This window comes from Oceanithermus profundus DSM 14977, from assembly GCF_000183745.1.
Lineage (GTDB): Bacteria > Deinococcota > Deinococci > Deinococcales > Marinithermaceae > Oceanithermus > Oceanithermus profundus.
The window spans coordinates 483,103-507,115 of sequence record NC_014761.1 but is presented as its reverse complement, the minus strand read 5'-3'; the positions used below and the strand labels follow the sequence as shown (position 1 = coordinate 507,115).

Annotated in this window: 24 protein-coding genes and 1 tRNA gene; 17 read left to right on the top strand and 8 right to left on the bottom strand. The window is 69.1% G+C overall.

Annotation, left to right across the window (positions count from 1 at the left end):
- The first annotated feature begins 8 nt into the window (after positions 1-8).
- Genes OCEPR_RS02500 through meaB form a run of 3 tightly spaced genes read left to right on the top strand, consistent with a single transcriptional unit; the run spans position 9 to position 2,170 of the window.
- The gene (locus OCEPR_RS02500) at positions 9-389 is read left to right on the top strand and encodes a RidA family protein (protein WP_013457132.1); all 381 of its coding nucleotides are present in this window, start codon (positions 9-11) and stop codon (positions 387-389) included.
- A complete protein-coding gene (locus tag OCEPR_RS02495) occupies positions 386-1,228 on the top strand; it encodes a universal stress protein (RefSeq protein ID WP_013457131.1) in 843 nt (280 codons plus the stop codon). Before OCEPR_RS02500 ends, OCEPR_RS02495 begins: the two co-directional genes overlap by 4 nt.
- Positions 1,229-2,170: a methylmalonyl Co-A mutase-associated GTPase MeaB gene (meaB, locus tag OCEPR_RS02490; RefSeq protein ID WP_013457130.1), complete on the top strand. Its 942-nt coding sequence runs from the start codon at positions 1,229-1,231 to the stop codon at positions 2,168-2,170.
- Here the strand turns inward: meaB and OCEPR_RS02485 are convergent.
- The gene (locus OCEPR_RS02485; RefSeq protein ID WP_013457129.1) at positions 2,123-3,457 is read right to left on the bottom strand and encodes a nicotinate phosphoribosyltransferase; all 1,335 of its coding nucleotides are present in this window, start codon (positions 3,455-3,457) and stop codon (positions 2,123-2,125) included. The genes meaB and OCEPR_RS02485 overlap by 48 nt on opposite strands.
- The gene (locus OCEPR_RS02480) at positions 3,436-3,948 is read right to left on the bottom strand and encodes an NUDIX hydrolase (protein ID WP_013457128.1); all 513 of its coding nucleotides are present in this window, start codon (positions 3,946-3,948) and stop codon (positions 3,436-3,438) included. The genes OCEPR_RS02485 and OCEPR_RS02480 overlap by 22 nt, the downstream gene beginning before the upstream one ends.
- 213 nt (positions 3,949-4,161) lie before the next feature.
- On the opposite strand from OCEPR_RS02480, the gene OCEPR_RS02475 reads away from it, so the two are divergent.
- Positions 4,162-4,395 (top strand): hypothetical protein, encoded by a 234-nt coding sequence (locus OCEPR_RS02475; protein ID WP_013457127.1) that lies wholly within the window; start codon positions 4,162-4,164, stop codon positions 4,393-4,395.
- Positions 4,396-4,487: 92 nt separating this feature from the next.
- Here OCEPR_RS02475 and OCEPR_RS02470 read toward each other — a convergent pair.
- A tRNA-Lys gene (locus tag OCEPR_RS02470) sits at positions 4,488-4,564 on the bottom strand.
- A gap of 110 nt (positions 4,565-4,674) precedes the next feature.
- On the opposite strand from OCEPR_RS02470, the gene OCEPR_RS02465 reads away from it, so the two are divergent.
- From OCEPR_RS02465 to OCEPR_RS02410, 12 genes are all read left to right on the top strand, one after another.
- Positions 4,675-5,613, top strand: coding sequence for a calcium/sodium antiporter (locus tag OCEPR_RS02465; protein ID WP_013457126.1), 939 nt, complete (start codon positions 4,675-4,677; stop codon positions 5,611-5,613).
- Entirely contained in the window at positions 5,610-6,104 is a 495-nt protein-coding gene (locus tag OCEPR_RS02460) for a DedA family protein (RefSeq protein ID WP_013457125.1), read from the top strand. Before OCEPR_RS02465 ends, OCEPR_RS02460 begins: the two co-directional genes overlap by 4 nt.
- Before the next feature lie 73 nt (positions 6,105-6,177).
- On the top strand, positions 6,178-7,764 hold the full coding sequence (gene pckA / locus OCEPR_RS02455; RefSeq protein WP_013457124.1) for a phosphoenolpyruvate carboxykinase (ATP): 1,587 nt from the start codon (positions 6,178-6,180) through the stop codon (positions 7,762-7,764).
- A gap of 112 nt (positions 7,765-7,876) precedes the next feature.
- Positions 7,877-9,703 (top strand): heme o synthase, encoded by a 1,827-nt coding sequence (locus OCEPR_RS02450; RefSeq protein ID WP_013457123.1) that lies wholly within the window; start codon positions 7,877-7,879, stop codon positions 9,701-9,703.
- Position 9,704: 1 nt separating this feature from the next.
- A complete protein-coding gene (locus OCEPR_RS02445) occupies positions 9,705-10,694 on the top strand; it encodes a c-type cytochrome (RefSeq protein WP_013457122.1) in 990 nt (329 codons plus the stop codon).
- A 135-nt stretch (positions 10,695-10,829) separates the two neighbouring features.
- Complete coding sequence (gene coxB / locus OCEPR_RS02440) at positions 10,830-11,852, top strand: cytochrome c oxidase subunit II (protein WP_013457121.1); 1,023 nt, start codon at positions 10,830-10,832, stop codon at positions 11,850-11,852.
- Positions 11,853-11,863: 11 nt separating this feature from the next.
- Positions 11,864-14,242: a cbb3-type cytochrome c oxidase subunit I gene (locus OCEPR_RS02435; protein ID WP_013457120.1), complete on the top strand. Its 2,379-nt coding sequence runs from the start codon at positions 11,864-11,866 to the stop codon at positions 14,240-14,242.
- Positions 14,243-14,294: 52 nt separating this feature from the next.
- Positions 14,295-14,855, top strand: a complete 561-nt coding sequence (locus OCEPR_RS02430; protein ID WP_013457119.1) for a methyltransferase family protein — start codon at positions 14,295-14,297, stop codon at positions 14,853-14,855.
- Between the two features lie 43 nt (positions 14,856-14,898).
- Positions 14,899-15,861: an aldo/keto reductase family protein gene (locus OCEPR_RS02425; protein ID WP_013457118.1), complete on the top strand. Its 963-nt coding sequence runs from the start codon at positions 14,899-14,901 to the stop codon at positions 15,859-15,861.
- Positions 15,862-15,932: 71 nt separating this feature from the next.
- Positions 15,933-16,697 carry an SDR family NAD(P)-dependent oxidoreductase gene (locus OCEPR_RS02420; RefSeq protein ID WP_013457117.1) on the top strand — a complete coding sequence of 255 codons (765 nt, stop codon included), beginning with the start codon at positions 15,933-15,935 and terminating at the stop codon, positions 16,695-16,697.
- Positions 16,698-16,705: 8 nt separating this feature from the next.
- Positions 16,706-17,605 carry a non-homologous end-joining DNA ligase gene (gene ligD / locus OCEPR_RS02415; protein WP_013457116.1) on the top strand — a complete coding sequence of 300 codons (900 nt, stop codon included), beginning with the start codon at positions 16,706-16,708 and terminating at the stop codon, positions 17,603-17,605.
- A 68-nt stretch (positions 17,606-17,673) separates the two neighbouring features.
- On the top strand, positions 17,674-18,189 hold the full coding sequence (locus tag OCEPR_RS02410; protein ID WP_013457115.1) for a hypothetical protein: 516 nt from the start codon (positions 17,674-17,676) through the stop codon (positions 18,187-18,189).
- Positions 18,190-18,222: 33 nt separating this feature from the next.
- Here the strand turns inward: OCEPR_RS02410 and OCEPR_RS02405 are convergent, their stop codons facing one another.
- From OCEPR_RS02405 to OCEPR_RS02385, 5 genes are all read right to left on the bottom strand, one after another.
- On the bottom strand, positions 18,223-19,527 hold the full coding sequence (locus OCEPR_RS02405) for an APC family permease (RefSeq protein WP_013457114.1): 1,305 nt from the start codon (positions 19,525-19,527) through the stop codon (positions 18,223-18,225).
- Between the two features lie 117 nt (positions 19,528-19,644).
- Complete coding sequence (locus OCEPR_RS02400) at positions 19,645-20,499, bottom strand: cytochrome c biogenesis protein CcdA (RefSeq protein WP_013457113.1); 855 nt, start codon at positions 20,497-20,499, stop codon at positions 19,645-19,647.
- A gap of 45 nt (positions 20,500-20,544) precedes the next feature.
- Positions 20,545-20,991, bottom strand: coding sequence for a cupredoxin domain-containing protein (locus OCEPR_RS02395; protein ID WP_013457112.1), 447 nt, complete (start codon positions 20,989-20,991; stop codon positions 20,545-20,547).
- Between the two features lie 171 nt (positions 20,992-21,162).
- The gene (locus OCEPR_RS02390; RefSeq protein WP_013457111.1) at positions 21,163-21,597 is read right to left on the bottom strand and encodes an NUDIX hydrolase; all 435 of its coding nucleotides are present in this window, start codon (positions 21,595-21,597) and stop codon (positions 21,163-21,165) included.
- Positions 21,594-22,316 carry a DUF72 domain-containing protein gene (locus OCEPR_RS02385; protein ID WP_013457110.1) on the bottom strand — a complete coding sequence of 241 codons (723 nt, stop codon included), beginning with the start codon at positions 22,314-22,316 and terminating at the stop codon, positions 21,594-21,596. Before OCEPR_RS02385 ends, OCEPR_RS02390 begins: the two co-directional genes overlap by 4 nt.
- A gap of 32 nt (positions 22,317-22,348) precedes the next feature.
- Here OCEPR_RS02385 and OCEPR_RS02380 point away from each other — a divergent pair, with 32 nt between their 5' ends.
- A complete protein-coding gene (locus tag OCEPR_RS02380) occupies positions 22,349-23,716 on the top strand; it encodes an FAD-binding oxidoreductase (protein ID WP_013457109.1) in 1,368 nt (455 codons plus the stop codon).
- Positions 23,717-24,013: the final 297 nt, after the last annotated feature.

The following is a 24,013-nucleotide window of genomic DNA, read 5'->3' as shown; positions in this document are numbered from 1 at the left end:
AGGTGCCTATGCAGCGCGTGCAAACCGAACGGGCCCCCGCGGCCATCGGGCCGTACAGCCAGGCCGTCAGGTCGGGCGGCATGGTCTTCGTTTCCGGGCAGATCCCCCTGACCCCCGCCGGCGAGCTGGTGGACGGAGGCATCGAGGCCCAGACCGAGCAGGTGCTCCGCAACCTGGCGGCGGTGCTCGAGGCCGCCGGAAGCAGCCTGGACCGCGTCGTCCAGGTGAGCGCCTTTCTGGCCGACATGAACGACTTCGCCCGTTTCAACGAGGTCTACGCCCGGCACTTCCGCGAACCCTATCCGGCGCGCGCCGTCGTCGAGGTGGCCCGCCTGCCACGAGACGTACGGGTTGAAGTGGCCTGCATCGCCGAAGGAGGAGAACAGTGAAGATCCTGCACCCCACCGATTTTTCCGAAGCGTCCATGAAGGCCCTCGAGGTGGTGCGCCAGCTCAAGAAGCCGCTCGGCGCGCAGCTGATCCTGCTCCACACCCTCGAACCCACGCCGCAGATGCCCATCTACGGCGACTACTGGACCGAACGCCTGGGCGAAGTGATGCAGCAGGCGCAGCACGAGGCGCTCGAAGAGGCGCGCAAGCACCTGCAGACCCTCGACCCCGACGCCGAGCACCACCTCGAGGTGGGGCATCCGCTGCGGGTGATCCTCAAGTACGCCAAGGAAAAGGACGTGGACCTCATCGCCATGGGCACCCACGGCGCCGACACCCTGCTCGAGCGCATCCTGGGATCGATCACCGAGCGCGTCATCGAGGTGTCGGGCAAGCCGGTGATGGCCACGCGCGCGGGCATCGAGGTCCGGCCCTTCAAGCACTTCCTGGTCAGCACCGCGCTGGCCGATCCCTCGAGGCGGGCGCTCGAGTTCGCCAAGAAGATCGCCGACGCCGTGGGCGCGCGCATCACCCTGATGCACTCCGTCGAGCCCATCGCCGAGCCGCCGATCCCCATCCACATGCCCGACCCGCGCTACATCGAGGAGCGGCAGGCCCTGATCGAACAGCTCGCCAAGCAGCTGCACGAGTTCGCCGCCCCCTACGGGGCGCGCCCCCTGCTTAAAGAGGCCAAACCGGTCGACGCCATCTGCCAGGTTGTGGCCGAGGAGGACATCGACGCCGTCTTCATCGGTAAGAGCCGGCAGAGCCGCTTCATGGGCTCGGTCACCCGCGAGGTCCTCGAGCGCGCGCAGGTGCCCGTCTTCGTGCATCCGTAGATGGACGTCGTACGCGCCTTTCACGAAAGGGACCGGCGCGCCCTGGCGCGCGCGCTGACCTGGGTCGAGTCGGGCCTGCCCGAAGGCGAGGCGCTGCTCAAGGCGGCGCGCGGCCAGGGGCACGCCAAGGTGGTGGGCCTCACCGGCAGCCCCGGCGCCGGCAAGAGCACGCTGGCCGACCGCCTCATCGAGGCCGTGCGCGGCCGCGGCGAAACCGTGGCCGTGCTCGCCGTGGACCCCAGTTCGCCCTTCACCGGCGGCGCCATCCTGGGCGACCGCATCCGCATGATGCGCCACCACAAGGACGAAGGCGTCTTCATCCGTTCGATGGCGAGCCGCGGCTCGCTGGGCGGGTTGGCGGGGGCCACCGTCGCGGCGCTCGCGCTGCTCGAGGCCTTCGGCTTCGACTGGGTCTTCCTCGAGACCGTGGGCGTGGGCCAGAGCGAGGTGGACATCGCCCGGGTGGCCGACACCACGGTGCTGGTGCTCACCCCCGCCGCCGGCGACGCGGTGCAGGCCTTCAAGGCCGGGGTGATGGAGATCGCCGACTTGATCGTGGTCAACAAGTTCGACCTGCCCGGCGGCGAGCGGGTGGTCCAGGAGCTCAAGGCTACCCTCGAGTTCGCCCCGCCCCGCCCCGCGGGCTGGCAGGTGCCGGTGCTCACCACCGTGGCCCAGTCGGGCCAGGGAACCGAGGAGCTGCTCGAGGCCATCGAGGCCCACCACGAACACCTCGAGCGGCACGGCCTGCTCGAACCCCACCGCATCGAGCGCGCCCGCTTCGAGATCGCCAGCGTCATCCAGGCCCTGGGCCAGGAGAGCGCCCGCAAGAGCGACGCGCTGGTGCGCGAGGTGGCCGCGGGCCGGCTCAGCCCCCGCGAGGCCGCGGGCCGGCTAGTGGCGCACGCGCTCGAGGCGCCGGACCAGGGTGGCGAGTCCTGAGCTGACCTCGACGGGGTATTCGGGCTTGGGGTCTTCGGCGATGACCCGCAGGTCCTCGGGCAGCCGCGCCAGCCAGCCGCGCACACGCGCGCGCACCTCGACCAGCGGCTCGGGCGCGGCCAGGCGCCGGCCGTCCTTCATGCGCGGCGCGAGCAGGGGCGCGCCCGCCGGCTCCTCGCCTTCGAGCCCCAGCACGTCCCGCACCGCGTCTTCGCCCCAACGCCGCCAGACCTGCTTGCGCCCCGGCCAAGTGCGCTTGCCGGGGCTCTTCTTCAGCTGGGGTCCGGCCGCGTCCTCCACCAGCTTGTAGACGCCGCCCAGCGCCGGCAGGTCGTAGCTGGTGCCCAGGCGCGTGCCCACCCCGTAGCCGTCGGCCACGCCCCCCGCGGCCAGGAAGGCCTGGATGCGGTATTCGTCGAGGTCGCCCGAGATCAGGATCTTCACCTCGGGGAAACCGGCCTCGTCGAAGAGCCGGCGCACCCTGCGGGTGAGCGTGGGCAGGTCGCCCGAGTCGATGCGCACCCCGGCGAGGGCCCGCCCCTCGGCCCGCAGCTCGCGCGCCACCTCCAGCGCCCGGCGTGCCCCTTCGAGGGTGTCGTAGGTGTCGATGAGCAGCACCGGGGCCGGGTGGTCGGCGGCGAAGGCGCGAAAGGCCTCGAGCTCGCTGGGAAAGCTCATCACGTAGGCGTGGGCCATCGTGCCCACCACCGGCAGGCCCAGCCGCCGGCCCGCCTCGACGTTCGAGGTGCCGTCGAGGCCCGCCAGGTAGCTGGCGTAGGCCACCCCCAGCGCCGCCTCGGGGCCGTGATCCCGGCGGGGGCTGAAGTCGACCACGCTGGCCTCGAACCCCGCGGCGAGCCGCACCCGCGCCGCTTTGGAGGCGATCAGGGTGTGGAAGTTGACCACGTTGAGCAGGTAGGTCTCGACGATCTGTGCCTCGATGCGGGGGGCCCGCACGTAGAGGATCGGTTCCCCCGGGAAGACCAGCTCGCCCTCGCGCACCGCCCAGACCTCCCCGGAAAATCGGAAGGTCGCCAGGTAGTCCAGGAAGGCCTCGGAGAAGACGCCCAGCGAGCGCAGGTAGGCGCGGTCCTCCTCACCGAAACGAAGCCGCTCCAGGTAGTCGAGCGCGGCCTCCACGCCGGCGGCCACCAAGAAGCGGCGGCCCGGCACCGGCGGGCGCACGAAGAGGTCGAAGACGGCCGGCTCGTTCCTCCCGCGGCGCAGGTAGGAGTCGGCCATGGTGAGCTCGTAGAGGTCGACGGTCAGCGGGTGGCTTGTTTGCATCGCTTCCTCCAGCGCTCGAGCGCGGCGCGGAAAACGCGCCGCTCGTTTTCGAAGGCGAGCAGCCGCTCCGCCTCCTCGACGGGGAACCAACGCACCTGGCGCACCTCCTCCACCTGCGGGCGCAGCTCACCCCCCTCGTAGCGCATCAGGAAGTAGTGCACCCGCTTGTTGACCTCCACGCCCTCGTCGTCGTGGGCCATGAAGTAGTAGCGCACCCGCTCGATGGGGTCGAGCACCTTGACGTTGACGCCCGTCTCCTCCTTCACCTCGCGGCGCGCGGTCTGCCAGTAGCGCTCGCCCGGCTCGACCCGCCCCTTGGGCAGGCTCCAGCGCCGGCGCTTGCCCTTGGCGGGCATGATCAGCAGCACCCGGGGCTTGCGGCAGCCCCGAAAGACGACGCCACCGGCCGAGGTGACCTTGCGCTTCAGCTTGGCCTTGGGTCCCCGGTGCGCGGTTCGCTTGCTCGTCTTCGGTGTACGCCCCTCGGCCATGCCCCTATCACACCATGAAGCCGCTCCTATCACAAACGTCCGCGAACCGGCGCCGGCGGATCCGGGGCACGGGTCGGAATAACCACGTTGGTTGGAACCATACCGTATACTAATCCTGAAGGCACGACGAACAAACGTCGACCGCGAACCCCATCCCCATCCCCACCCGCCCGGAGCCGCCTGCCCGAGCCGCCTTCGACGGAGGTGAACCGGATGATACGGCTGGTAGCGAACGCGTACGAGATCCTGATCGAAATCATGATGTGGGTCGTCCTGATCCTGGGGGCGCTGCAGGGTTACGCCGTCGGGCCGAGCTTCCTTGGGCTGGTGTTCGGGCTCCTGCTCGCCCTGCTCTTCGACGTCGTCGTCTTTGGCACACTGGTGATCCTGCTGGAGATCCGCAACGACCTCCGGAAGATCGCGCAGCGCACCGCCCCGACCCTTTGACGGTTGCGCGCCCGCGAAGGCCCGCCCCGACCCCAATCGGGGTCACCGGGGTCAGCAAAAGAAAGCGGACGGGGGGTTGCCCCGTCCCTACCTGGTGGGCCGTGTAGGACTCGAACCTACGACCAACCGATTAAAAGTCGGTTGCTCTACCAAACTGAGCTAACGGCCCGTTTGGCTCCAAAATTATAAGAGCGCGTCCGCTGCGTGTCAAACGCGTTCTCCGCCGCTTCCCGCAGCCGCACCCGCCGGTCGGGCCGCGGGGGTGTTAGCCTTGATGTCGTGGCCTGGCTCTGGGTAATCCTCGGTGTGGCCCTGCTCTACTTCGGGGGCGAGCTGCTGGTGCGCCACGCGGTGGCGCTGGCGCGACGGATCGGCATGAGTCCGCTCGTGGTCGGCCTCACCGTCGTGGCCTTCGGCACCAGCGCCCCCGAGCTGGCGGCCACGCTGGCCGCCGCCCTAGGCGGGAACCCCCAGGTGGCCTACGGCAACGTGGTGGGCTCGAACATCGCCAACCTCTCGCTGGTGCTGGGGCTGGCGGCCTTGGTGCACCCCCTGCGCACCAAAGCCCGCTTCATCCGCCGGGAAATGCCGTTCCTGCTGATCGTCAGCCTGGTGCTCTACTTCGTGATCGCCGACGGCTGGATCGGCCGCGTCGAAGGCGTCCTGCTCTTCGCGGGGCTGCTCGCCTACCTGACCTACCTACTGCGGGAAAAGGAAGAGGTTCCCGACGTCGAGGCCGAATTCGCCGCCGAGTACGCCCGCACCGGTCCCGCGGCCTGGATCTCGCTGCTCGGCATCGCCGCAGGGGTGGCGCTCCTCACCGTGGGGGCCTCGGCGCTGGTGGAGGGCGCGGCCACGCTGGCGCGCGCCTGGGGCGTTTCCGACCGGGTGGTGGGCCTGACCGTCGTGGCCCTGGGTACGAGCCTGCCCGAGCTGGCCAGCGCGCTCGTGGCCGCGCGCAAGGGGGAGTCGGAACTCGTGCTCGGGAACCTCGTGGGATCCAACATCTTCAACGTCTTCGCCATCCTCGGCATTACCGCCATGGTGCGGCCCATCCAGCCCGACGGCCCCGGCATCGTGGTGGACCTCTCGGTGATGCTCGGCCTGGTGCTGCTCGCCTGGCCCTTCCTCTACACCGGTCTGCGGCTGGGGCGCCGCGAAGGCGCGGTGCTGCTGCTCGTCTACCTCGTCTACGTTCGCTACCTCTTTGCGGCATGAACGTCGTCGAGCTGGCCCGGCAGGCCTCGCTCGCGGGCGGGGCGCTGCTCCTCTTCCTCGAGACCGCCGCCCTCTTCGGCCTCTTCGTGCCCGGGGGCGACAGCCTGGTGCTGGCGCTGGGGGCGCTGGCCAGCACCGGTGCGGTGGACCCGCTCCCGCTGTGGCTGGCGCTGGCGGCGGCGACCACGCTGGGGCAGTGGGCGGGGTACTTCTGGGGGCGCAAGCTGGGGCCGGGGCTGGAACGGCGCGTCGACCCCGACCGGCTTCGCCGCGCCCGGCGCTTCCTGGGCCGCTTCGGCGCTTGGGCGGTGCTTCTCGCCCCCTGGTTGCCGGTGGTGCGCACCCTCACCCCGTTCCTGATGGGCGCGGCCCGCCTGCCGGCGCCCGCCTACCTCCTGGTCTCGGCCCTCGCCGCCTGGATCTGGACCGGAAGCCTGACGGCCGTCGGCTACCTGGCCGCCGCCTGGGTGTTGCGCTTTCTCGCCGGCTGAGGCGCAAAACGGGGTTTTGTCCCTTGAAAATCGCGGTATAAAAGGGTAGGCCCACGCGGGCCGGGAGGCGACGATGCGCGATTTACGGGTTCACGGCATTCACCCCAAGGGTCAGGTTTTCTGGGACACCCCCACCCCCGTGCTGGTCGAGCACGCGCTGGCCAGACAGCAGGGCCAGCTCGCCCACAAGGGCCCGCTCGTGGTCGACACCACCCCCTACACCGGACGCAGTCCGCGGGACAAGTTCATCGTCCGCGAACCCAGCAGCGACGCGGACATCTGGTGGGGCGAGGTCAACCAGCCCTTCGCGCCCGAGGCCTTCGACGACCTGTACGAACGCGTGGCGGCGCACCTTTCGGAGCGCGACCTCTACGTACAGGACCTCTACGCCGGCGCCAACCCCAAGCACCGCCTGGCCGTGCGGGTGATCACCGAGAGCCCCTGGCACGCTCACTTCGCCCGCAACATGTTCATCCTGCCGCGGCGCTTCCAGCGCGACGACGAGATCGAACCCTTCATGCCCGAGTTCACGGTGGTGCACGCGCCCAGCTTCAAGGCGGTGCCCGAGCGCGACGGCACCCGCAGCGAGGTCTTCGTGCTCGTGCATTTCGCCAAGCGCATCGTGCTCATCGGCGGCACCCACTACGGCGGGGAGATCAAGAAGTCGATCTTCTCGGTGCTCAACTACCTGATGCCCAAGCAGGGCGTGCTCTCGATGCACTGCTCAGCCAACCTGGGCCGCCGCGGCGACGCCGCGATCTTCTTCGGCCTCTCGGGCACGGGCAAGACCACCCTCTCCACCGATCCCGACCGCCCTTTGATCGGCGACGACGAACACGGCTGGTCGGAAGAAGGCGTCTTCAACTTCGAAGGCGGCTGCTACGCGAAGGTGATTAACCTCACCCCCGAATCCGAGCCGCTCGTCTACCGGGCCACGATGATGTTCGAAAGCATCCTCGAGAACGTCGTGGTGAACCCGAGCAGCCGCAGGCCCGAGTTCGACGACGGTTCCAAGACCGAGAACACCCGCTCCTCCTACCCGCTCGCCCACCTGGACAACGTCGTCACCAGCAGCATGGGGCCCCACCCCGAGAACATCTTCTTCCTCTCGGCCGACGCCTTCGGCGTGCTGCCGCCGATCGCGCGGCTCACCCCGGAGCAGGCGATGTACTACTTCATCAGCGGCTACACCGCCAAGGTAGCCGGCACCGAACGCGGCGTCACCGAGCCCGTGGCCACCTTCTCGGCCTGCTTCGGCGCGCCCTTCCTGCCGCTGCACCCGGCGCGCTACGCCGAGATGCTGCGCGACCGGATCCAGAAGTTCGGCCCCCGCGTCTGGATGGTAAACACCGGCTGGACCGGCGGGCCCTACGGCGTGGGCAAGCGGATGGCGCTCGCGCACACCCGGGCGCTCCTCAGCGCGGCGCTCGAGGGCAAGCTCGACGACGTTCCCTACGTCGAAGACCCGATCTTCGGCTTCCAGGTCCCCACCGAGGCCCCTGGGGTGCCCCACGAACTGCTCGTCCCCAAACAAACCTGGCCCGATCCTGGAGCCTACGACGAGGCCGCCCGCAAGCTGGCCCGGATGTTCCAGGAAAACTTCGCCAAGTACGCCGACGGCGCCGGCGAAGAGGTGCGAAACGCCGGACCGCGGGTCTGAGGCGCCCTTTTCAGATAAGGGCCGGGCGGGGTAAGATGGCGCCAATAGGGACGTTTGCCCTAGGCCCAGTGCTCAAAATGGGCGTGGAGACTCCATGGAGGCCCGAAAGAATATGAAACCGCTCGCGTTTGCCCGTTATGCGTGGGGCTTGCTCGTCTATACCCTGGGCGTCATCGTCTGGGGCGCCTACGTCCGCGCCACCGGCTCGGGCGACGGCTGCGGCCAGCACTGGCCCACCTGCCAAGGTGCGATCCTGCCCGAGATCGAACACGTCAAGACGATCATCGAGTTTTCCCATCGCATCAGCAGCGGCCTGGCGCTCCTGGGCGTGATCCTGCTCTTCTTCTGGGGGCGGCGCATCTTCGCCAAGGACCACCCCGCCTACTTCGGGGTCACCTTCACGCTGTGGGCCATGATCGTCGAAACCCTGGCGGGGGGCGGCCTCGTCCTCTTCCAGCTGGTGGCCTACAACGATTCGGTGGCGCGCGTCGTCATCATGGCCGTGCACCTGCTGATCACCCTCACCCTGCTGGGGGCGATGGCGCTGACCGCCTACTGGGCGTCGGGGGGGCCGCCGCTGCGCATCCGCAACCAGGGGGCCGTGGGCTGGGCCCTGGGGATCGCCGTGCTCGCTTTCTTCACCCTCGCCGCGAGCGGCGCGGTGACCGCGCTGGCCGACACCCTCTTCCGCGCGCCCAGCTTTTGGGAGGGCGTGAAGCAGGACCTCTCCCCCACGGCCCACTTCCTCGTGCAACTGCGGGTGCTGCACCCGCTGATCGCGGTCTCGGTGGGCATCTACATCCTGCTGATGACCGGCGTGGTCAGCCGCCTGCGCCCCTCGCCGCGGGTGCGGCAGCTCGGGGTCGTGCTGGTCACCCTCTTCGGCGTCCAGATCCTGATCGGGCTCTGGAACATGTTCTCGAACACCCCCGTCGCGCTGCAGATGCTCCACCTGCTCAGCGCCGACGCCGTCTGGATCGCCTTCGTGCTCTTCGCCGCGGCCGCGCTGGCGAGCGGCATCCAGGCCGCCGAACAAACCGAGGTGCACCAGCCTTCGCCCCACGAGGGCGGGGCGCGCGCCTCGGTGCGCCACTACATCGCGCTGACCAAGCCGCGCATCATCAGCCTGCTGCTCTTCACCGCGCTGGCGGGCCTCTTCATCGCCGCCGGCGGCTGGCCCGGCTGGAAGCTGCTGCTGGTCGTGCTGCTGGGCGGGTACGCCTCGGCGGGCGCCGCCAACGCCATCAACATGGTCATCGACCGCGACATCGACGCCAAGATGGAGCGCACCCGGGGCCGGCCCACGGTGCAGAACCGGATCTCGTCGGCCGACGCCCTCAAGTTCGCCTTCCTGCTTGCCGCCTTCGCCTTCGTGGTGCTCTGGTGGGGGGCCAACCTGCTGGCGGCGACGCTCTCGCTCGCGGGGCTGATGCACTACGTCCTGATCTACACCCTCTACCTCAAGCGCCGCAGCTGGAGCAACATCGTCATCGGCGGCGCGGCCGGCGCCTTCCCGCCGCTGGTGGGCTGGGCCGCGGTCACCGGCGACCTCAACCTGCTCGCCTGGTACCTGTTCGCGATCGTCTTCTTCTGGACCCCGGTGCACTTCTGGGCCCTGGCCCTGCTGATCAAGGACGACTACGCCCGGGTGGGCGTCCCCATGCTGCCTGTCGTCCTCGGCGACCGGGTCACGGTGATCCAGATCGCGCTCTACGCGGTGCTGACGGCGGTGATCTCGATCATGCCGCTGACGCTGGGGCAGATGGGCTGGATCTACGCCGCCTCCGCGGGCTTCCTGAACCTGGTGCTGCTCGCCCAGAGCCTGATGCTCTACCTGCACCCCCAGCGCCCCCAGGCGCGCCGCCTGTTCTTCTACTCGATGTCCTACCTGGCGCTGCTGTTCCTGGCCATGGCCGTGGACCGCAGCGTACACTTCTAGCGTGAAGCGAACGCTCGTCCACGGTTTACCGCCGCTCGCGCTGAACCTGGCCTGGGCCCACCAGGCCACCACCTTCTCGGACGACCCCACCGGTACCGAGAGCGGCCGCCTGTTGCTGTGGGTGGCCGTCTTCGCCGTGGTGTCGGTGGCCATCATCCTTGGCGCGCTCCTCTACGGCCGCAAGCGCGCCAGCCGGGGCGGCGACGCCCTGGACGCGGTGTGGTTCGCGGTCCCCATCATCCTCGTCGCGGTGGTGGGCATCCTGGGCGTCCAGAGTGCGATCCAGCTCTTCTCGACCGGCGGCAAGCCCGCCTTCGGCGTCAAGGTGACGGCGCACCGCTACTGGTGGGACTTCGACTACGCCGGCACCCCGGTACGGCTCAGCAACGAGCTGGTGCTCCCCGCGGGGGCGACCGTCGAGCTGCGCTTCACCTCGACCGACGCCTTTCACGCCCTCAGCGTGCCCGAGGTGGGGCTGAAGGCCTCGGCCATACCCGGCCAGAACACCCGCGCCACGGTCCGCTTCAAGAAGCCGGGGAACTACCCCGGCCTGTGCACCGAGCAGTGCGGCCTCGGCGCCAGACAGCACCGGATGCGGGTGCTCGTGCTCGAGCCCGAAACCTTCGACCGCTTCCTGACCGCGGCTTCGAACTTCACCCCGCCGCCCCCGGCAACCCCGGAGCTGCGGCGCGGCGCCGAACTTTTCGGATCGCTCTGCGCTTCCTGCCACACCGTGCGCGGCACCGAGGCGGCGGGCACCGCGGGACCGGACCTGACCCTGTTCGGCAACCGCACCACCCTGGGCGCGGCCTCGCTGCCCAACACCCCCGTCAACCTGCGCACCTGGATCCGCGCCGCACCCGACCTGAAGCCGGACGTGCGCATGCCCGCCTTCGCCCAGCTCTCGGACGACGACCTGAACGCCCTCGTCGCCTACCTGGAAAGCCTGCGCGTCGAAGGCTTCGACTTTACGGCACTGCCCCAACCCTGAAACCTGGACCCGGGCAAAGGTAATGCCATACCCATTTGGGGTATGGCATCGCCATGAGAAATGCGGTAGGCTGGTACGCAGTTTTATGAGGGCTTTTGTCCCTATATGGCGAGTTAGCCACGGAGGAGAACGACCATGCCGCGAATGCTATTAAGCGTGGGCTACCTGTCGCTGGCGGGTGCCGCCTTGGCGCACAACGTCACGATTCTCTCGGACGCCCCGGTAAACCAGGAGATCACCGGCCTGCTCTGGTGGGTGCTGATCTTCGCCGTCATCATCTTCGGCGTCGTCGCCGGAGCGCTGGCCTACACGATCTGGAAGTTCCGCGCCAAGCCGGGCGACGACGAGCTCCCGCCCCAGGTGCACGGCAACGACCGCATGGAGATCATCTGGACGGCCATCCCGCTGCTCATCGTGATGGTGCTCTTCGTCCTCACCGCGCAGACGCTGGTGAAGATCAAGCGTCCGGTGGCGGGCTCGCTGCCGATCGAGGCCACGGGCTGGCAGTTCTGGTGGGACTTCCAGTACCCCGACGAGGGGCTGCGCACCGCCGGGGAACTGGTCATCCCGGTCGGCCAGCCCATCGAGGTCAAGATCACCTCGGGCGACGTCATCCACTCGTTCTGGCCCCCCAGCCTGACCGGCAAGGCCGACGCGGTGCCCGGGGAAGACAACTACCTGCGCTTCATGGCCACCAAGCCGGGGAACTACTACGGCTACTGCGCCGAGCTCTGCGGGGCCTCGCACGCGAACATGCGCTTCCGCATCCTCGCGCTCGAGCGCGAGGACTACACGCGCTTCATCGAGGCCTTCAAGGCCTACGAGGCCCCCGCGCCCGCGAACGAACGGGTGGCCCGGGGCCAGCAGCTCTTCAACGCCCAGTGCGCCGCCTGCCACGCCGTCAAGGGCACGCCCGCCCGCGGCGTTATCGGACCCGACCTCTCCCTCTTCGGCATGCGCACGACGCTGGGGTCGGGCGTATGGGACAACACCCCGGAGAACCTCAAGCGCTGGATCCAGGATTCGTCGGCGATGAAGCCAAGTTCGAAGATGCCCCCCTTCACCCAGCTCTCGGACGCCGACCTTGAGGCGCTCGCGGCCTACCTCTACTCGCTCAAGCTGGACGGCTTCGACTTCGCCCAGCTGCCGCGCTATTAAAGGAGACGATGATGGCTGTACAAGCTCCCGAGGCCCGCACCGCCCGCCCCTCTTGGGGTGCGGTGATCTGGGACCTGCTCACCACCGTCGATCATAAGAAGATCGGCCTGATGTACGCCTTCGTGGCCTTCCTCTCGTTCGCCATCTCGGGCGTGCTCGCCCTGCTCTTCCGCATCCAGCTCTGGGACCCCGACAACCAGTTCCTGACCGGCAGCGCCTTCAACCAGATGATCACGGTGCACGGCGCGATGATGCTCTTCTTCTTCATCCTGCAGGCCGGGCTCGCCGGTTTCGGCAACTTCCTGGTCCCGCTCATGCTGGGCGAGCGCGACGTCGCCCTACCGCGCATCAACGCCTTCTCCTTCTGGAGCTTCCTCTTCGCCATCGTGCTGGTCGTCGTCTCGCTCTTCTTCGGCGACGTGCCCCAGGCGGGCTGGACCTTCTACTACCCGCTCTCCACCTCGCTGGGTTCGGCCTTCTACATGGCGGCCATCCTGCTCCTCGGGATCTCCTCGCTGCTCAGCAACGCCAACTTCGTGGCCACGATCTACAACCTGCGCATGAAGGGGATGAGCCTGTGGAAGATGCCCATGTACGTCTGGAGCGTCTTCGCCGCGAGCATCCTCAACCTCTTCACCCTCGCGGGGCTCACCGCCGCCACCCTGGTCACGCTGCTCGACGTCAAGCTGGGGCTGAGCCTCTTCAACCCGGATCTGCGCGGCGACCCCATCCTCTTCCAGCAGTTCTTCTGGTTCTACTCGCACCCCACGGTCTACGTGATGCTGCTGCCCTACCTGGGCATCCTCGCGGAGATCTCCTCGACGTTCGCGCGCAAACCGCTCTTCGGTTACAAGGCCATGGTCTACGCGCAGATGGGCATCGTGCTGCTGGGCATGCTCGTCTGGGCGCACCACATGTTCACCGTGGGCCAGTCGGCCATCTTCCAGATCGCCTTCGCCTTTACCACCGCGCTGATCGCCGTGCCTACGGGCGTGAAGATCTTCAACCTGCTGGGCACGCTCTGGGGCGGCAAGCTCGTGATGAAGACGCCGCTCTACTGGGTGCTGGGCTTCATCTTCAACTTCCTGATCGGCGGCATCACCGGGGTGATGCTCTCGATGGTGCCCTTCGACTACCACGCCCAGGACTCCTACTTCGTGGTGGCCCACTTCCACAACGTGCTCATGGCGGGCTCGGGCTTCGGCGCCTTCGCGGGGCTCTACTACTGGTGGCCCAAGTTCACCGGCCGCATGTACGACGAGCGGCTGGGCAAGCTGCACTTCTGGCTCTTCCTGGTGGGCTACCTGCTCGTCTTCATGCCCCAGTACGTGATGGGCTTCCTGGGCATGCCGCGCCGCTACTACACCTACCCGGCCGACGTGACCGGGCTGGTCACGCTCAACCAGATCTCGACGATCGGCGCGGTCGTGCTCACCATTGGCGGCCTCGTCTGGCTCTGGGCGATGTACAAGAGCCTGAAGAGCGGCCCCAAGGCCCCGGCCAACCCCTGGGGCGGCTGGACGCTCGAGTGGGCCACCAGCTCACCGCCGCCGGCGCACAACTTCGACGTCAAGTTCCCCGAGAAGATCGACTCCGAGCGCCCCCTCTACGACTGGGAGCGCGAGGGCCTGAAGCCCGAACCGGTGGACCCGAAGACGATCCACCTCCCCAACTCCTCGTTCTGGCCCGTCTTCACCTCCACGGCGCTCTTCGTAATGTTCTTCGGCATGGCCGCCTTCGACTGGCCCAACGGCTGGATGCTCGCGGGCGCCCTGCTGACGCTGGTGGGGCTGGTGGGCTGGGCGCTCGAGCCCGAGTACAGCCACCCGGTGGAACACCACACCGTCACCGGCAAGAGCCAGGGCTGGATGGGCATGGCCTGGTTCATCACCTCCGAGATCGGGCTCTTCGCCATCCTCATTGCGGGCTACCTCTACCTGCGGCTGAGTGGGTTCGCCGTTCCGCCCGAGGAACGCCCCGCGCTCTGGCTGGCGCTCGTAAACACCTTCTTCCTGGTCTCCTCCAGCTTCGTGGTGCACTCGGCCCATCACGACCTGAAGCACGGCAAGGCCAGCCCCTTCAAGCTGGGCCTCCTGATCACGATCGTGCTGGGGGTCGTCTTCCTGGGCGTCCAGGGGTACGAGTTCGTGCTGGCGCACCAGCACCTCCCCTGGACCGAGGACCTGTGGATGGCCGCCTTCTTCATCATCGTCGGCCTGCACGGCCTGCACGTGCTCATCGGCGCCACCGGCCTGAGCCTCGCCTACCTGCAGGCGCTCTTCGGCAAGGCCGACGCCAGGAACCACGCGACGCTGGAGGCCGCCGGAATGTACTGGCACCTGGTGGATGCCGTCTGGCTCTTCATCGTCGTGCTCTTCTACGTCTGGTAGGCCGCCGCGCCTTCCTCCAGCCCCCGCCGCGGCGGGGGCTTAAACTGTGGGTATGGTCTCCAACGCGGTGCGGGCGCTGGTGTGGCTGCTCTTTCTGGTGGGCGGCGGTTGGCTCGGAGTCTGGCTCGACCTGCGCCTCTGGCCCGCCTGGTGGCACGACCCCATCTGGCACCTCGCCAGCGCGCTCGCGGGCTTTGGGGTGTTCCGGATCGTGCTGACCGTCAGCCGCGTCACCGGCCGCTGGCTGGCGCGCTGCGGGCGGGTGGGCGAGCTGCCCCGAATGCAGACCAACCGGCTCGTGACGGTGGGCCCCTACGCCTGCATGCGCCACCCCATGCACCTGGGGCTGATGCTCTTTCCCCTGGCCTTCGCGCTCGTCCTGGGCTCGCCGGCCTTCGTGCTCTTCGTCTGGCCGCTCGAGGCGCTGGCGATCGTGCTGCTCGTCCACCTCGTCGAGGAACGCGAGGCGCGCCTGAAGTTCGGCGCCGACTACGCCGCCTACGCGCGCCGGGTGCCAGCGTTCAACCTTGCGCCCTCCTGCCTGGCGAAGCTGCTGCAAGACCCGCCGGAACGCCCCGACTGCACGAACACCCTCCGGATCGCCCAAGAGTGACCGCCCGGTCAGTCAGGGCTATACTGGTTAGGGGGAGGTGCGCATGAACTACCGCAAACTAGGGCAGTACGGCATTAAGGTATCGGAGATCTCGCTGGGGGCCTGGGTCACCTACGGCAACCAGGTGAAGGACCTCGAGACGATCAAGCAGATCACCAAGCTGGCCTACGACGCCGGCGTCAACTTCTTCGACAACGCCGACGTCTACGCAATGGGCGCGGCCGAAGAACTGATGGGCGAGGTGCTGAAGGACTACCCGCGGCACACCCTGGTGATGAGCTCCAAGGTCTTCTGGCCCACCTCGGAAGACGCCAACGGCCGCGGCCTGGGGCGCAAGCACGTGCACGAGTCCATCGACCGCAGCCTGAAGCGGCTGCAGACCGACTACCTGGACCTCTACTTCGCCCACCGCTACGACCCCGAGACGCCCATGGAGGAGATCGTCACCGCTTTTTCCGACCTGGTGAAGGCGGGCAAGATCCTCTACTGGGGCACCAGCGAGTGGCCGGCGGCGCGGATCGCCGAGGCGGTGACCTTTGCGCGCGCCAACGGGCTGGCCGCGCCGGTGGTGGAGCAGCCGCAGTATTCGCTGGTCTACCGCGACCGGGTGGAAAAGGAGATCCTCCCCGAGGCCGAACGCTTCGGCATGGGGCTGGTGGTGTGGAGCCCGCTGGGGCAGGGGGTGCTCACGGGCAAGTACGACGAAGGCCTGCCCGAGGGCTCGCGCCTGGCGCAGTACGAGCAGTTCCGCGAGCGGCTGCTCACCGAGGAGAACCGCGAGCGCGTCAAGAAGCTGAAAGCCGTGGCCGACGAGCTGGGCGTGACCCGCACCCAGCTGGCGCTGGCCTGGGTGCTGCGGAAGGGGCAGGTCTCGAGCGCCATCACCGGCGCCCGCACCCCCGAGCAGCTGCAGGAAAGCCTGGGCGCGGTCGAAGTGAAGCTGACCCCGGAGATCATCGAGAAGATCGACGCCATCTTCCCGCCGGGTCCGGACTGCTACGCCTGAACGGAGCCTTTTCGTGCGGCGGGGCCCCCGGCCCCGCCGCCCACTTTGTGCCGTAGCGCTAGACTGAGGGCATGTTCGAGGGCGCCGGCGTGCTCGTTACCGGAGCGGCCCGCGGCATCGGCCGCGCGATTGCCGAAGCCTTCGCCCGCGAAAGGGCGCGGCTGGCGCTCGTGGACGTGGACCCGGCGGGCGAAGCGGTGGCGCGCGAGCTGGGGGCAACCTTCGTGCAGGCCGACTTGGCCGACGAGGCGGCGCGCGAGCGCGCCTTCGCAAGGGCGCGGGAAGCGCTGGGCGAGGTAAGCGTGCTCGTAAACAACGCCGCCATCTCCGCGCCGGGCTCGGCATTGACCGTGCGCCTGGACGACTGGCGGCGGGTGCTCGAGGTCAACCTCACCGCCCCGATGCACCTTTCGGCCCTCTTCGCCCGCGCCCTGCCCCGGGGCCGCGGCGGGGCCATCGTGCAGGTGGCCAGCGTGCAGGGACTCTTTGCCGAGCAGGAGAACGCCGCCTACAACGCCTCCAAGGGCGGCCTCGTCAACCTCACCCGTTCGCTGGCGCTCGACTTGGCGCCCCTGGGTGTCCGCGTGAACGCGGTGGCCCCGGGCGCCATCGCCACCGAAGGGGTGCTCGAGGCCATCGCCCGCGCGCCCGACCCCGAGGCCACCCGGCGCGACTGGGAAGACCTGCACGCCCTCAGGCGGCTGGGTCGGCCCGAGGAGGTGGCCGAGGCCGTGCTCTTTCTGGCCTCGCCCAAGGCCTCGTTCATCACCGGGGCGGTGCTGCCGGTGGACGGCGGCATGACCGCGAGCTTCATGATGGCGGGGCGGCCGGTCTAGGGGGCGGCGTGGCCCGGCGCGAGGTCTGGGGGCTGGCGGGGCGCCGGGTTGAGGTCAAGAACCTGGACAAGGTCTTCTGGCCCGAGCACGGCTACACCAAGGGCGACCTGCTGCGCTACTACCGCGAGGTGGCGCCGGTGATGCTGCCCTACCTGCGGGGCCGGCCGCTCACGCTGGTGATGTGCCCCGACGGCATCGCCGCCGGCTGCTACTACCGGCGCAAGCGGCCCGACTACGCGCCCGACTGGATGCCCTACGTGCCCTACAACCCCAGGACCAAGACGGGGCAGGTGCCCTTGATCCTGGTGGAAGACGAGGCGCAGCTGATCTGGCTGGCCAACCAGGCAGCGGTGGAGTTCCACGTCTGGGCCAGCCCCGCCCGCGACCTCGCCCACCCCAGCTGGCTGGTGCTCGACCTGGACCCGGGCAACGCCACCGGATTCGGCGCGGTGCTGGAGGCGGCGCGCTTCGTGCGCAAGGAGCTCGAGGAACTCGGGCTCGTCGGCTGGCCCAAGACGAGCGGCGGAAGGGGGCTGCACCTGCTGGTGCCGCTCGAGCCCGGCCGCTACTCCCACGCCGAGGTGCGGGCCTGGGCCAAGGCCTTCGCTGCCAGGCTCGCCGAGCGTTCGGGCGGCCTCCTGCGGCTTCCCCACGGAGCCACGCACCGCGGCAGCGGCGTCTTCGTCGACTACGCCCAGAACGGCTACGGCCGCAACACCGCCGCGCCCTACAGCCTGCGCGCCAGGCCCGGCGCGCCGGTGAGCACGCCGCTGGGGTGGGACGAGGTGGAAGCGGGCGGCTTCCAGCCCGCCGACTTCAACCTGGAAACCGTGCCCGAGCGGCTTCGCCGAAGCGGGGACCTCCTGCACGGCCTGCAGGAACACCGCCAGCGGCTTGCTGACCTTTGAACCGCGCGGCTGCTTGATAGAATGCCTTTCGACTCCACCAAGGAAGTTTTTCAGAAGGGGAGGGAATCGTGACGACTAAACGCGAACGAACCTGGGCCGTGGTTCTCTGGGCCGCGGTGCTGATCGGCCTGCCTTTGCTCCAACTCCTCATCCTGTACGCGACGCCTTCGGTAAACGAGTTCGCCGTCTCCAGAGTCTCCGAGATGCTGCGCGGAAGCGAAGACGGCCTCTTCTTCGCGCTGCTCTTCTTGGGTCTCGGCTGGATGCTGCGCCAGGGCGCCGGCTACCTGGCCTTCCAGTCCATGCAAATCTTCCTGCTCGTAGCCGTGTACAACTTCCTGCAGGGCGTTTTGCAAAAGGTGCTGTACCTCGTTTTCGTTACGAAGCCGCCCTCGACCTTTGGCTTCGAAAACCTCGTGACCCTGTCCAGCTACTGGGCCTTCGGCGGGGTGACGATTATTGTCGGGCTGCTGATGCTCTGGGGCCTGGCGCTCGTCCTCCGCGGTTCGGACGCGGGGGTTCCCCTGCTCGGTCGGGCGGCGCGCTCGCTCCTCGACCTCTTCGAGCCGCAGCCCGCGGCCTGAGGCCGATCGACCGGAGATCGCGGTGCGGTGCCGTCAACCGGCGGCTCGAACACGGCGCCCGAAATACAGCGCCCCCAAACCCACCACGGCGTAGATCGCGAGCAGTGCAATGAGCTCGTCCGGGCGGTGGACCGCCAGGTAGCCCAGCAGCGTCGCGGCCACCACGAGGACCAGAACGAATCCGGGCGCGGCCAGCCACGGGTTCACCCCGATCGCGCCCCTGAGGCGCCACCCGGCGAGCGCCACCAGGAGCACCACCAAGAGGAAGGTCAGGCTGGAGAACTCGGCGATCAGCGAGAGCGAACCCAACACCGCGAACGCTCCGGCCGCCACGGCCAGCGCCACCACGCCCAGCCAGGGCACCCCGCGGGCGTCCCGCGCGGCGAAGACCCGGGGCAGGCTGCCTTCCTGCGCCATCTCGGCCACCATGCGGCTCGCGCCGAAGAGCGTCGAGTTGATGGCCGAGCTGGTGGCGAGCAGGGCGGAAAGCGCGATCAGGTAGCGGCCGGCCTGCCCCAGGACGGGCTCGGCCACCTTGGCGAGGGCGTAGTCGCTCGCCGCGCGGATTTCACCGAGCGACAGCGAGCCCACGGCCACGACGGCCAGCAGCACGTAGACGGCCGCGGTGACCAGGATGCTGCCGTAGATTCCGAAGGGCAGGTCCCGCTCCGGGTCCCGGGTCTCCTTGACCGCGTTGGCCACGAGCTCGAACCCCTCGAAGGCGACGAAGATCACCGCCGCCCCCAGGAAGACCGCGGTCACCCCCTGGTCGAAGACCGGGAGGAAACGCCCGTAGTCGGCCCGGAACAGGCCGATGAGGGCGAAGAGGCCGAGGATGATCAGCTTGGTGTAGACCATCAGGTCTTCCGTCGTTCCGCTCGCCCGCACGCCCTCGAGGTTGACCAGCACGAAGAAGGCCAGCACCCCCAGGGCCAGGAAGATGCGCAGCGGCCGCAGGCCGGGCTCGCCCAGCAGATCGGCCCCGTAGGCGGCGAAGGTGTACGCGTAGAGCGCCAGCGTGCCCACGTACATGGCCAGGAGGATCCAACCCGCGAGCGCGGGCAGCGCCGGAACGCGGGGCCAGGCCCCCCGCAGGTAGGTGAAGACCCCGCCGTCGTCGCGAAAGTGCAGCGCAAGGCGCACGAAGAAGTAACCGGCGACCAGTGCGACCACCGCCCCGACCAGAAACGCGAAGGGGGCGCCGTTGCCGGAGAGGGTCACGGTGATGCCGAGAACCGAGAAGATCCCGCCCCCGATCATGCCCCCCACGCCGATGGCAAGGAGCTCTTTCTTGCCGAGTTTTTCGCCGGGGGCAAGCTTTCGCGTAGGGTGGCGCATGGAACCATGTTAGCCCACCACCCGGGGGAGGGACGGCCCGGTGCGTCGGCCCTCGCCCCGTCCGGCCCCGGCCTCGATCCGGGATCGCCGGCGCATCGCCCGCCGGCTGCGCCGGGCTCACGACAGCGCGAACAAGCCGACCAGGACCACGAAGAGGCCAAGGCCGAGTTTGACCTTCCCCCGCTGCGTAACGTGCAGCCGGGAAAGTTCCCTGAGCACCGTGCGGCTGCCGCTCGCGCCGACGAGCAGCAGGAGGGGCAGGACGAACGCGAGGTTGTAGGTGAGCAGAAGGCCGTACGCGTACGGCTTCGACGGAAGGCTTCCGATGAGCGAGGCCACCGCCAGGTACATCGCGCCGCCGCAGGGGATGGTGCAGGTTCCGATCAACACCCCGCCCACGAACGCCGCCGCAACGGTGGTCCTGCGCCCCCACTTCCTGGCAAGCCCGTGCAGGCCGGCCGGCATCGTCAGCCGGATAGGCGAATGGGGCTGGAAATACTCCCACACCATGGTCAGGCCCAAGAGCACCGCCAGCAGGGCCGCAATCCGGGTGAAGACGTGGGTGTTGCCGAAGACCCGCAGGCTGGTGACCTCGATGAAGCCTGCGCCAAGGACGAAGTAGAGCAGAAAGATGCCGAGGATGTAAGCCCCGGCGACGGACCACACGTACAGGTGGGCCCGCCAGGCCTCGCCCACCCGCGCCGCGCGCTCCACCACGGCCATCAACGCCCCGATGAAGAGGAGCAACGTGGTGATCGCGCAGGGGTTGAGGCCGTCGGCGAAGCCCGCGACCCCGGAAAGCCCGAAGGCGAGCAGGGGGTGGGCCTCGAGCCAGACGACGCCGGGCATGCCGAAGGGCCGGGCGACCGCCAGGTAGACCCCGGCGGCGAAAAGCAGCAACAGCCCCGCAGCCCCAAGCCACAGCCGCCCGCGCCCCGCGCTCCCCTTACGTGCGCTCTTCCGTGTGCCCATCCGATTCCACCCCGTCCATCACGAGGACCCCCGACGCCGCCGGCCTCACAGGACCACGAGCTTGCCCTGCATGAAGGGGTTGTCCTTGCCGCCGCAGCAGATGTCGCAGTAAAACAGGTACTCGCCGGCTCGTTCGGGAACGAAGGTAAAGGTGAGCGTCCCCTTGGGGGGCACCCGCTTTTCGATTCCCAGCGCTTCGACGACGAAGTTGTGCCAGCCGCCGCCGTCCGTGTGGAACCGGTTGTCGAGGTTGACGATTTCGACGGTCACGGGCTCTCCGCGCTTGACCCGGACCTCGGTGGGCTGCCATCCCGACATGCTGATGCGCAAGACGACTTGGGACGTCGCACCCGAGGCCGAACGCGCGGCCGTTCTGAGGTAGGGCAGGGCGAACAGGTACAGCGCCACCCCCAAGACCGCCAACACGACGAAGACGCCCAGCTGGCGCCCCAACGCTTGCCCGCCCTGCCGAGAAGTCTTTTTCTCGCTCATCGCGCTCCTCCCTTCGGGTTTGTGGTGGCAAACTACTCCGGCCGTGTTAAGGAACGGTAAAGCGGGCGGCGCTGTTCGTTTGTCGCGGTGGAGGGCCGCGGGCCTCGCCGGCGCCCGCCTGCGACGTCCGGTTTTCGGCTTGGCCGCGCTCCGAACGGGGGCAAGGCCGCCCTAGGGCGCTGCAGGCCCGCAGCCGGTCTCGACGGCGAGCCGCTCGATCAGCGCCCGGTCGCTCTTGTAGCTGAGGCGCGCGGCCGCCTCGTCCAGCGGCACCCAGGCGGTACCGCTGACCTCGCGGTCGTGCTCGCCCACCTTGCCGCGCGGGCGCATGAGGAACCAGTCCACCCGCTTCTTGACCTTCCTTCCCTCGCGCACGAACCAGTAGGTGCTGGGCTCGAGCCTGCGCACGATCTCGGCGGCGTAGCCCGTCTCCTCGCGCACCTCGCGCAGCGCCGCCTCCTCGGGCCGCTCGCCGGGCTCGATGAGCCCCTTGGGCAGCGTCCAGACGGGTTCGCCCTTCAGGTTGGTGGTGCGGATGAGCAGCACCCGGCAGGCGTCGTCCAGCAGCACGCCCCCGGCGGAGTGCTCGAAGACGACCCGGCTCATGCGCCCTCCAGCATTTCCCGGAAGGCGAGGGCGTTGTCCGGCGCGGCGGCTTCGGGGTCGTTGTTGAAGTAGGCGTAGACGACCCCCGCCGCACCCGCGCGCACCCGCCGCGTCCACACGGCCAGCTCTTCGTCCGTGTAGCGGTACCGGTACCAGGCGGTGCGCCCGTGGAACCGCAGGTAGGCGCGGCCCGCCGTCTCCACGTAGTCGTCGGGCAGGTCGGGGGCGCTTACGCTCACGAAGACCGCGCCCGCGGCGTCCAGCGCGCGGTAGACCTCCTCGCGCCACCAGCTGGGGTGGCGGAACTCGAGCGCGTTGTCGAAGCCCGCGTCGAGCGGCGCGAGCACGCGCTCCAGGTTCTCGGGGCTGTAGTGCAGGCTGGGCGGCAGCTGGAAGAGCACCGCCCCCAGGCGGTCCCCCAGCGTGCGCAGCACCGCGTAGAGCTTGGTCACGCTGGCGGGCTCGCCCATGCGCTCGATGTGGGTGATGCGGCGCGGCGCCTTGACGGTAAAGCGGAACCGCTCGGGCGCTTTCTTCAGCCAGCGCTTCACCGTGGCCTCGGTGGGGAAGCGGTAGAAGGTGCTGTTCATCTCCACGGTGTCGAAACGCTGGGCGTAGAACTCGAACCAGCGGCTGGGCGGGGCGTCCTCGGGGTAGAAGCGGCCGCGCCAGCCCCAGTAGAAGTACCCGGAACAGCCCACCCAGACCCGTTTTTCCATACCTTTAGTTTAGGGCGTATGCTGGGGGACAAATGGTGAACCGCCTCATCCAAACCCTGACGGCAGACAAGGTCAGCACCCGCCCCTCCGACCTCGAGGCCCACGGCCGCGACGAGGGCTACCCCGAAACCGCCCTGCCCGAGGCGGTGGTCTTCGCCGAGAGCCCCGAAGACGTGAGCCGGACCCTGCGCCTCGCCCGCGAGCACGGCTACGCGGTCATCCCCTTCGGCGCGGGCACGAGCATCGAGGGGGCGCTCGTTCCGGTGAAACCCACGATCAGCCTCGACCTCGGCCGCATGAACCGGATCCTGGAGGTGCGCCCGGGCGACTTCCTGGCCGTGGTCGAGGCCGGGGTCACGCGCAAGCAGCTGAACGAGCGGCTCCGCCACGAGGGGCTCTTCTTTCCGGTGGACCCGGGGGCCGACGCCTCGCTGGGCGGAATGGCGGCCACCAACGCCTCGGGCACCACCACGGTGCGCTACGGCGGGATGCGCCGGAACGTGCTGGCGCTGGAGGCGGTGATGGCGGACGGTGAGGTGGTGCGCTTCGGCCGGCCGGTGCAGAAGAGCTCGAGCGGCTACGACCTCAAGGACCTGCTCATCGGCAGCGAGGGCACGCTGGCGGTCATCACCAAGCTGTGGCTCCGGCTCTCCCCCCTGCCCGCCGAGGTGCACACCGTGCGCGTCTACTTCGAGGACGTGGGGGCCGCGGCCGAGGGGGCCTTCGCGCTCATGGGCGCGGGGCTGCCGGTGGCGCGGCTGGAGCTGGTGGACGAACGCGCCATCGCCGCGGTGAACCGCCACCTGGGCCGCAACTACCCCGAGCGGCCGATGCTGCTGGTGGAGTTCCACTCCTCGACCCCCGAGGCCGTCCAGGCCGAGAGCGCCTTCGCCGAGGAGCTCTTGCGCGAAGCCGGGGCCACCGGCTTCGACGCCGCCCGCACCGCCGAGGAACGCACCGCCCAGTGGGAGGCGCGCCACCAGGCCTACTGGGCGCTGGTCCACACCTTCCCCGGGCGGCACTACATGATCACCGACACCGCGGTGCCGCTCTCCGAGATGCCGGGTATGGTGCGCTACGCCCAAGAGCTGATGGACGAGCTGGGGCTCGAGGGCAACATCCTGGGCCACGTGGGCGACGGCAACTTTCACACCATCGTGGCCGCCCGCCCCGGGGACGAGTACGCCCGGGCCGAGGCCTTTAGCGCCCGGCTGGTGGAGCGGGCGCTTGAGCTGGGGGGCACGGCCACCGGCGAGCACGGCGTGGGCCTGCGCAAGCGCAAGTACATGGCGCGCGAACACGGCCCGGCGCTGGCGTGGATGCGCCGCATCAAGGCCGCCCTCGACCCCGAAGGGGTGCTCAACCCGGGCAAGGTGCTGCCCGACACCGAGGCCGGGTAGCCGTGACCGGACTCACGACGTTGCCACCCAGCCGTGCGGTGAGGCTGCCTTTACGGCGCGACGGACCACGGCTACCAGACCGGGGCCAAAAAGGAAAGTAGTCGTGAAGCGGCTGGCGGAACCGTTCGCCAAGCGCGGGATGTAGGTTGGCCACGATTCGAAAGAAGGGCGTTTGGCTTTGCCAGCGCCAACAACGCCCACCCCGGCCCTCCCCCAGGGGAGGGAGGTTAGTTTTGCGGCGACCAAACCGTGGGGCAATGGCGCGGCATGGGGCCCCGGATCAGGTCTGGGGCAGGC

What these genes read in the sequence shown, in the direction of transcription:
- OCEPR_RS02500 (WP_013457132.1), top strand. Translation starts at nt 9, where the DNA reads ATGCAGCGCGTGCAAACCGAACGGGCCCCCGCGGCCATCGGGCCGTAC.
- meaB (WP_013457130.1), top strand. Translation starts at nt 1,229, where the DNA reads ATGGACGTCGTACGCGCCTTTCACGAAAGGGACCGGCGCGCCCTGGCG.
- OCEPR_RS02485 (WP_013457129.1), bottom strand. Translation starts at nt 3,457, where the DNA reads ATGCAAACAAGCCACCCGCTGACCGTCGACCTCTACGAGCTCACCATG.
- OCEPR_RS02480 (WP_013457128.1), bottom strand. Translation starts at nt 3,948, where the DNA reads ATGGCCGAGGGGCGTACACCGAAGACGAGCAAGCGAACCGCGCACCGG.
- OCEPR_RS02475 (WP_013457127.1), top strand. Translation starts at nt 4,162, where the DNA reads ATGATACGGCTGGTAGCGAACGCGTACGAGATCCTGATCGAAATCATG.
- OCEPR_RS02460 (WP_013457125.1), top strand. Translation starts at nt 5,610, where the DNA reads ATGAACGTCGTCGAGCTGGCCCGGCAGGCCTCGCTCGCGGGCGGGGCG.
- pckA (WP_013457124.1), top strand. Translation starts at nt 6,178, where the DNA reads ATGCGCGATTTACGGGTTCACGGCATTCACCCCAAGGGTCAGGTTTTC.
- OCEPR_RS02450 (WP_013457123.1), top strand. Translation starts at nt 7,877, where the DNA reads ATGAAACCGCTCGCGTTTGCCCGTTATGCGTGGGGCTTGCTCGTCTAT.
- coxB (WP_013457121.1), top strand. Translation starts at nt 10,830, where the DNA reads ATGCCGCGAATGCTATTAAGCGTGGGCTACCTGTCGCTGGCGGGTGCC.
- OCEPR_RS02435 (WP_013457120.1), top strand. Translation starts at nt 11,864, where the DNA reads ATGGCTGTACAAGCTCCCGAGGCCCGCACCGCCCGCCCCTCTTGGGGT.
- OCEPR_RS02430 (WP_013457119.1), top strand. Translation starts at nt 14,295, where the DNA reads ATGGTCTCCAACGCGGTGCGGGCGCTGGTGTGGCTGCTCTTTCTGGTG.
- OCEPR_RS02425 (WP_013457118.1), top strand. Translation starts at nt 14,899, where the DNA reads ATGAACTACCGCAAACTAGGGCAGTACGGCATTAAGGTATCGGAGATC.
- OCEPR_RS02420 (WP_013457117.1), top strand. Translation starts at nt 15,933, where the DNA reads ATGTTCGAGGGCGCCGGCGTGCTCGTTACCGGAGCGGCCCGCGGCATC.
- OCEPR_RS02405 (WP_013457114.1), bottom strand. Translation starts at nt 19,527, where the DNA reads ATGCGCCACCCTACGCGAAAGCTTGCCCCCGGCGAAAAACTCGGCAAG.
- OCEPR_RS02400 (WP_013457113.1), bottom strand. Translation starts at nt 20,499, where the DNA reads ATGGGCACACGGAAGAGCGCACGTAAGGGGAGCGCGGGGCGCGGGCGG.
- OCEPR_RS02395 (WP_013457112.1), bottom strand. Translation starts at nt 20,991, where the DNA reads ATGAGCGAGAAAAAGACTTCTCGGCAGGGCGGGCAAGCGTTGGGGCGC.
- OCEPR_RS02390 (WP_013457111.1), bottom strand. Translation starts at nt 21,597, where the DNA reads ATGAGCCGGGTCGTCTTCGAGCACTCCGCCGGGGGCGTGCTGCTGGAC.
- OCEPR_RS02385 (WP_013457110.1), bottom strand. Translation starts at nt 22,316, where the DNA reads ATGGAAAAACGGGTCTGGGTGGGCTGTTCCGGGTACTTCTACTGGGGC.
- OCEPR_RS02380 (WP_013457109.1), top strand. Translation starts at nt 22,349, where the DNA reads ATGGTGAACCGCCTCATCCAAACCCTGACGGCAGACAAGGTCAGCACC.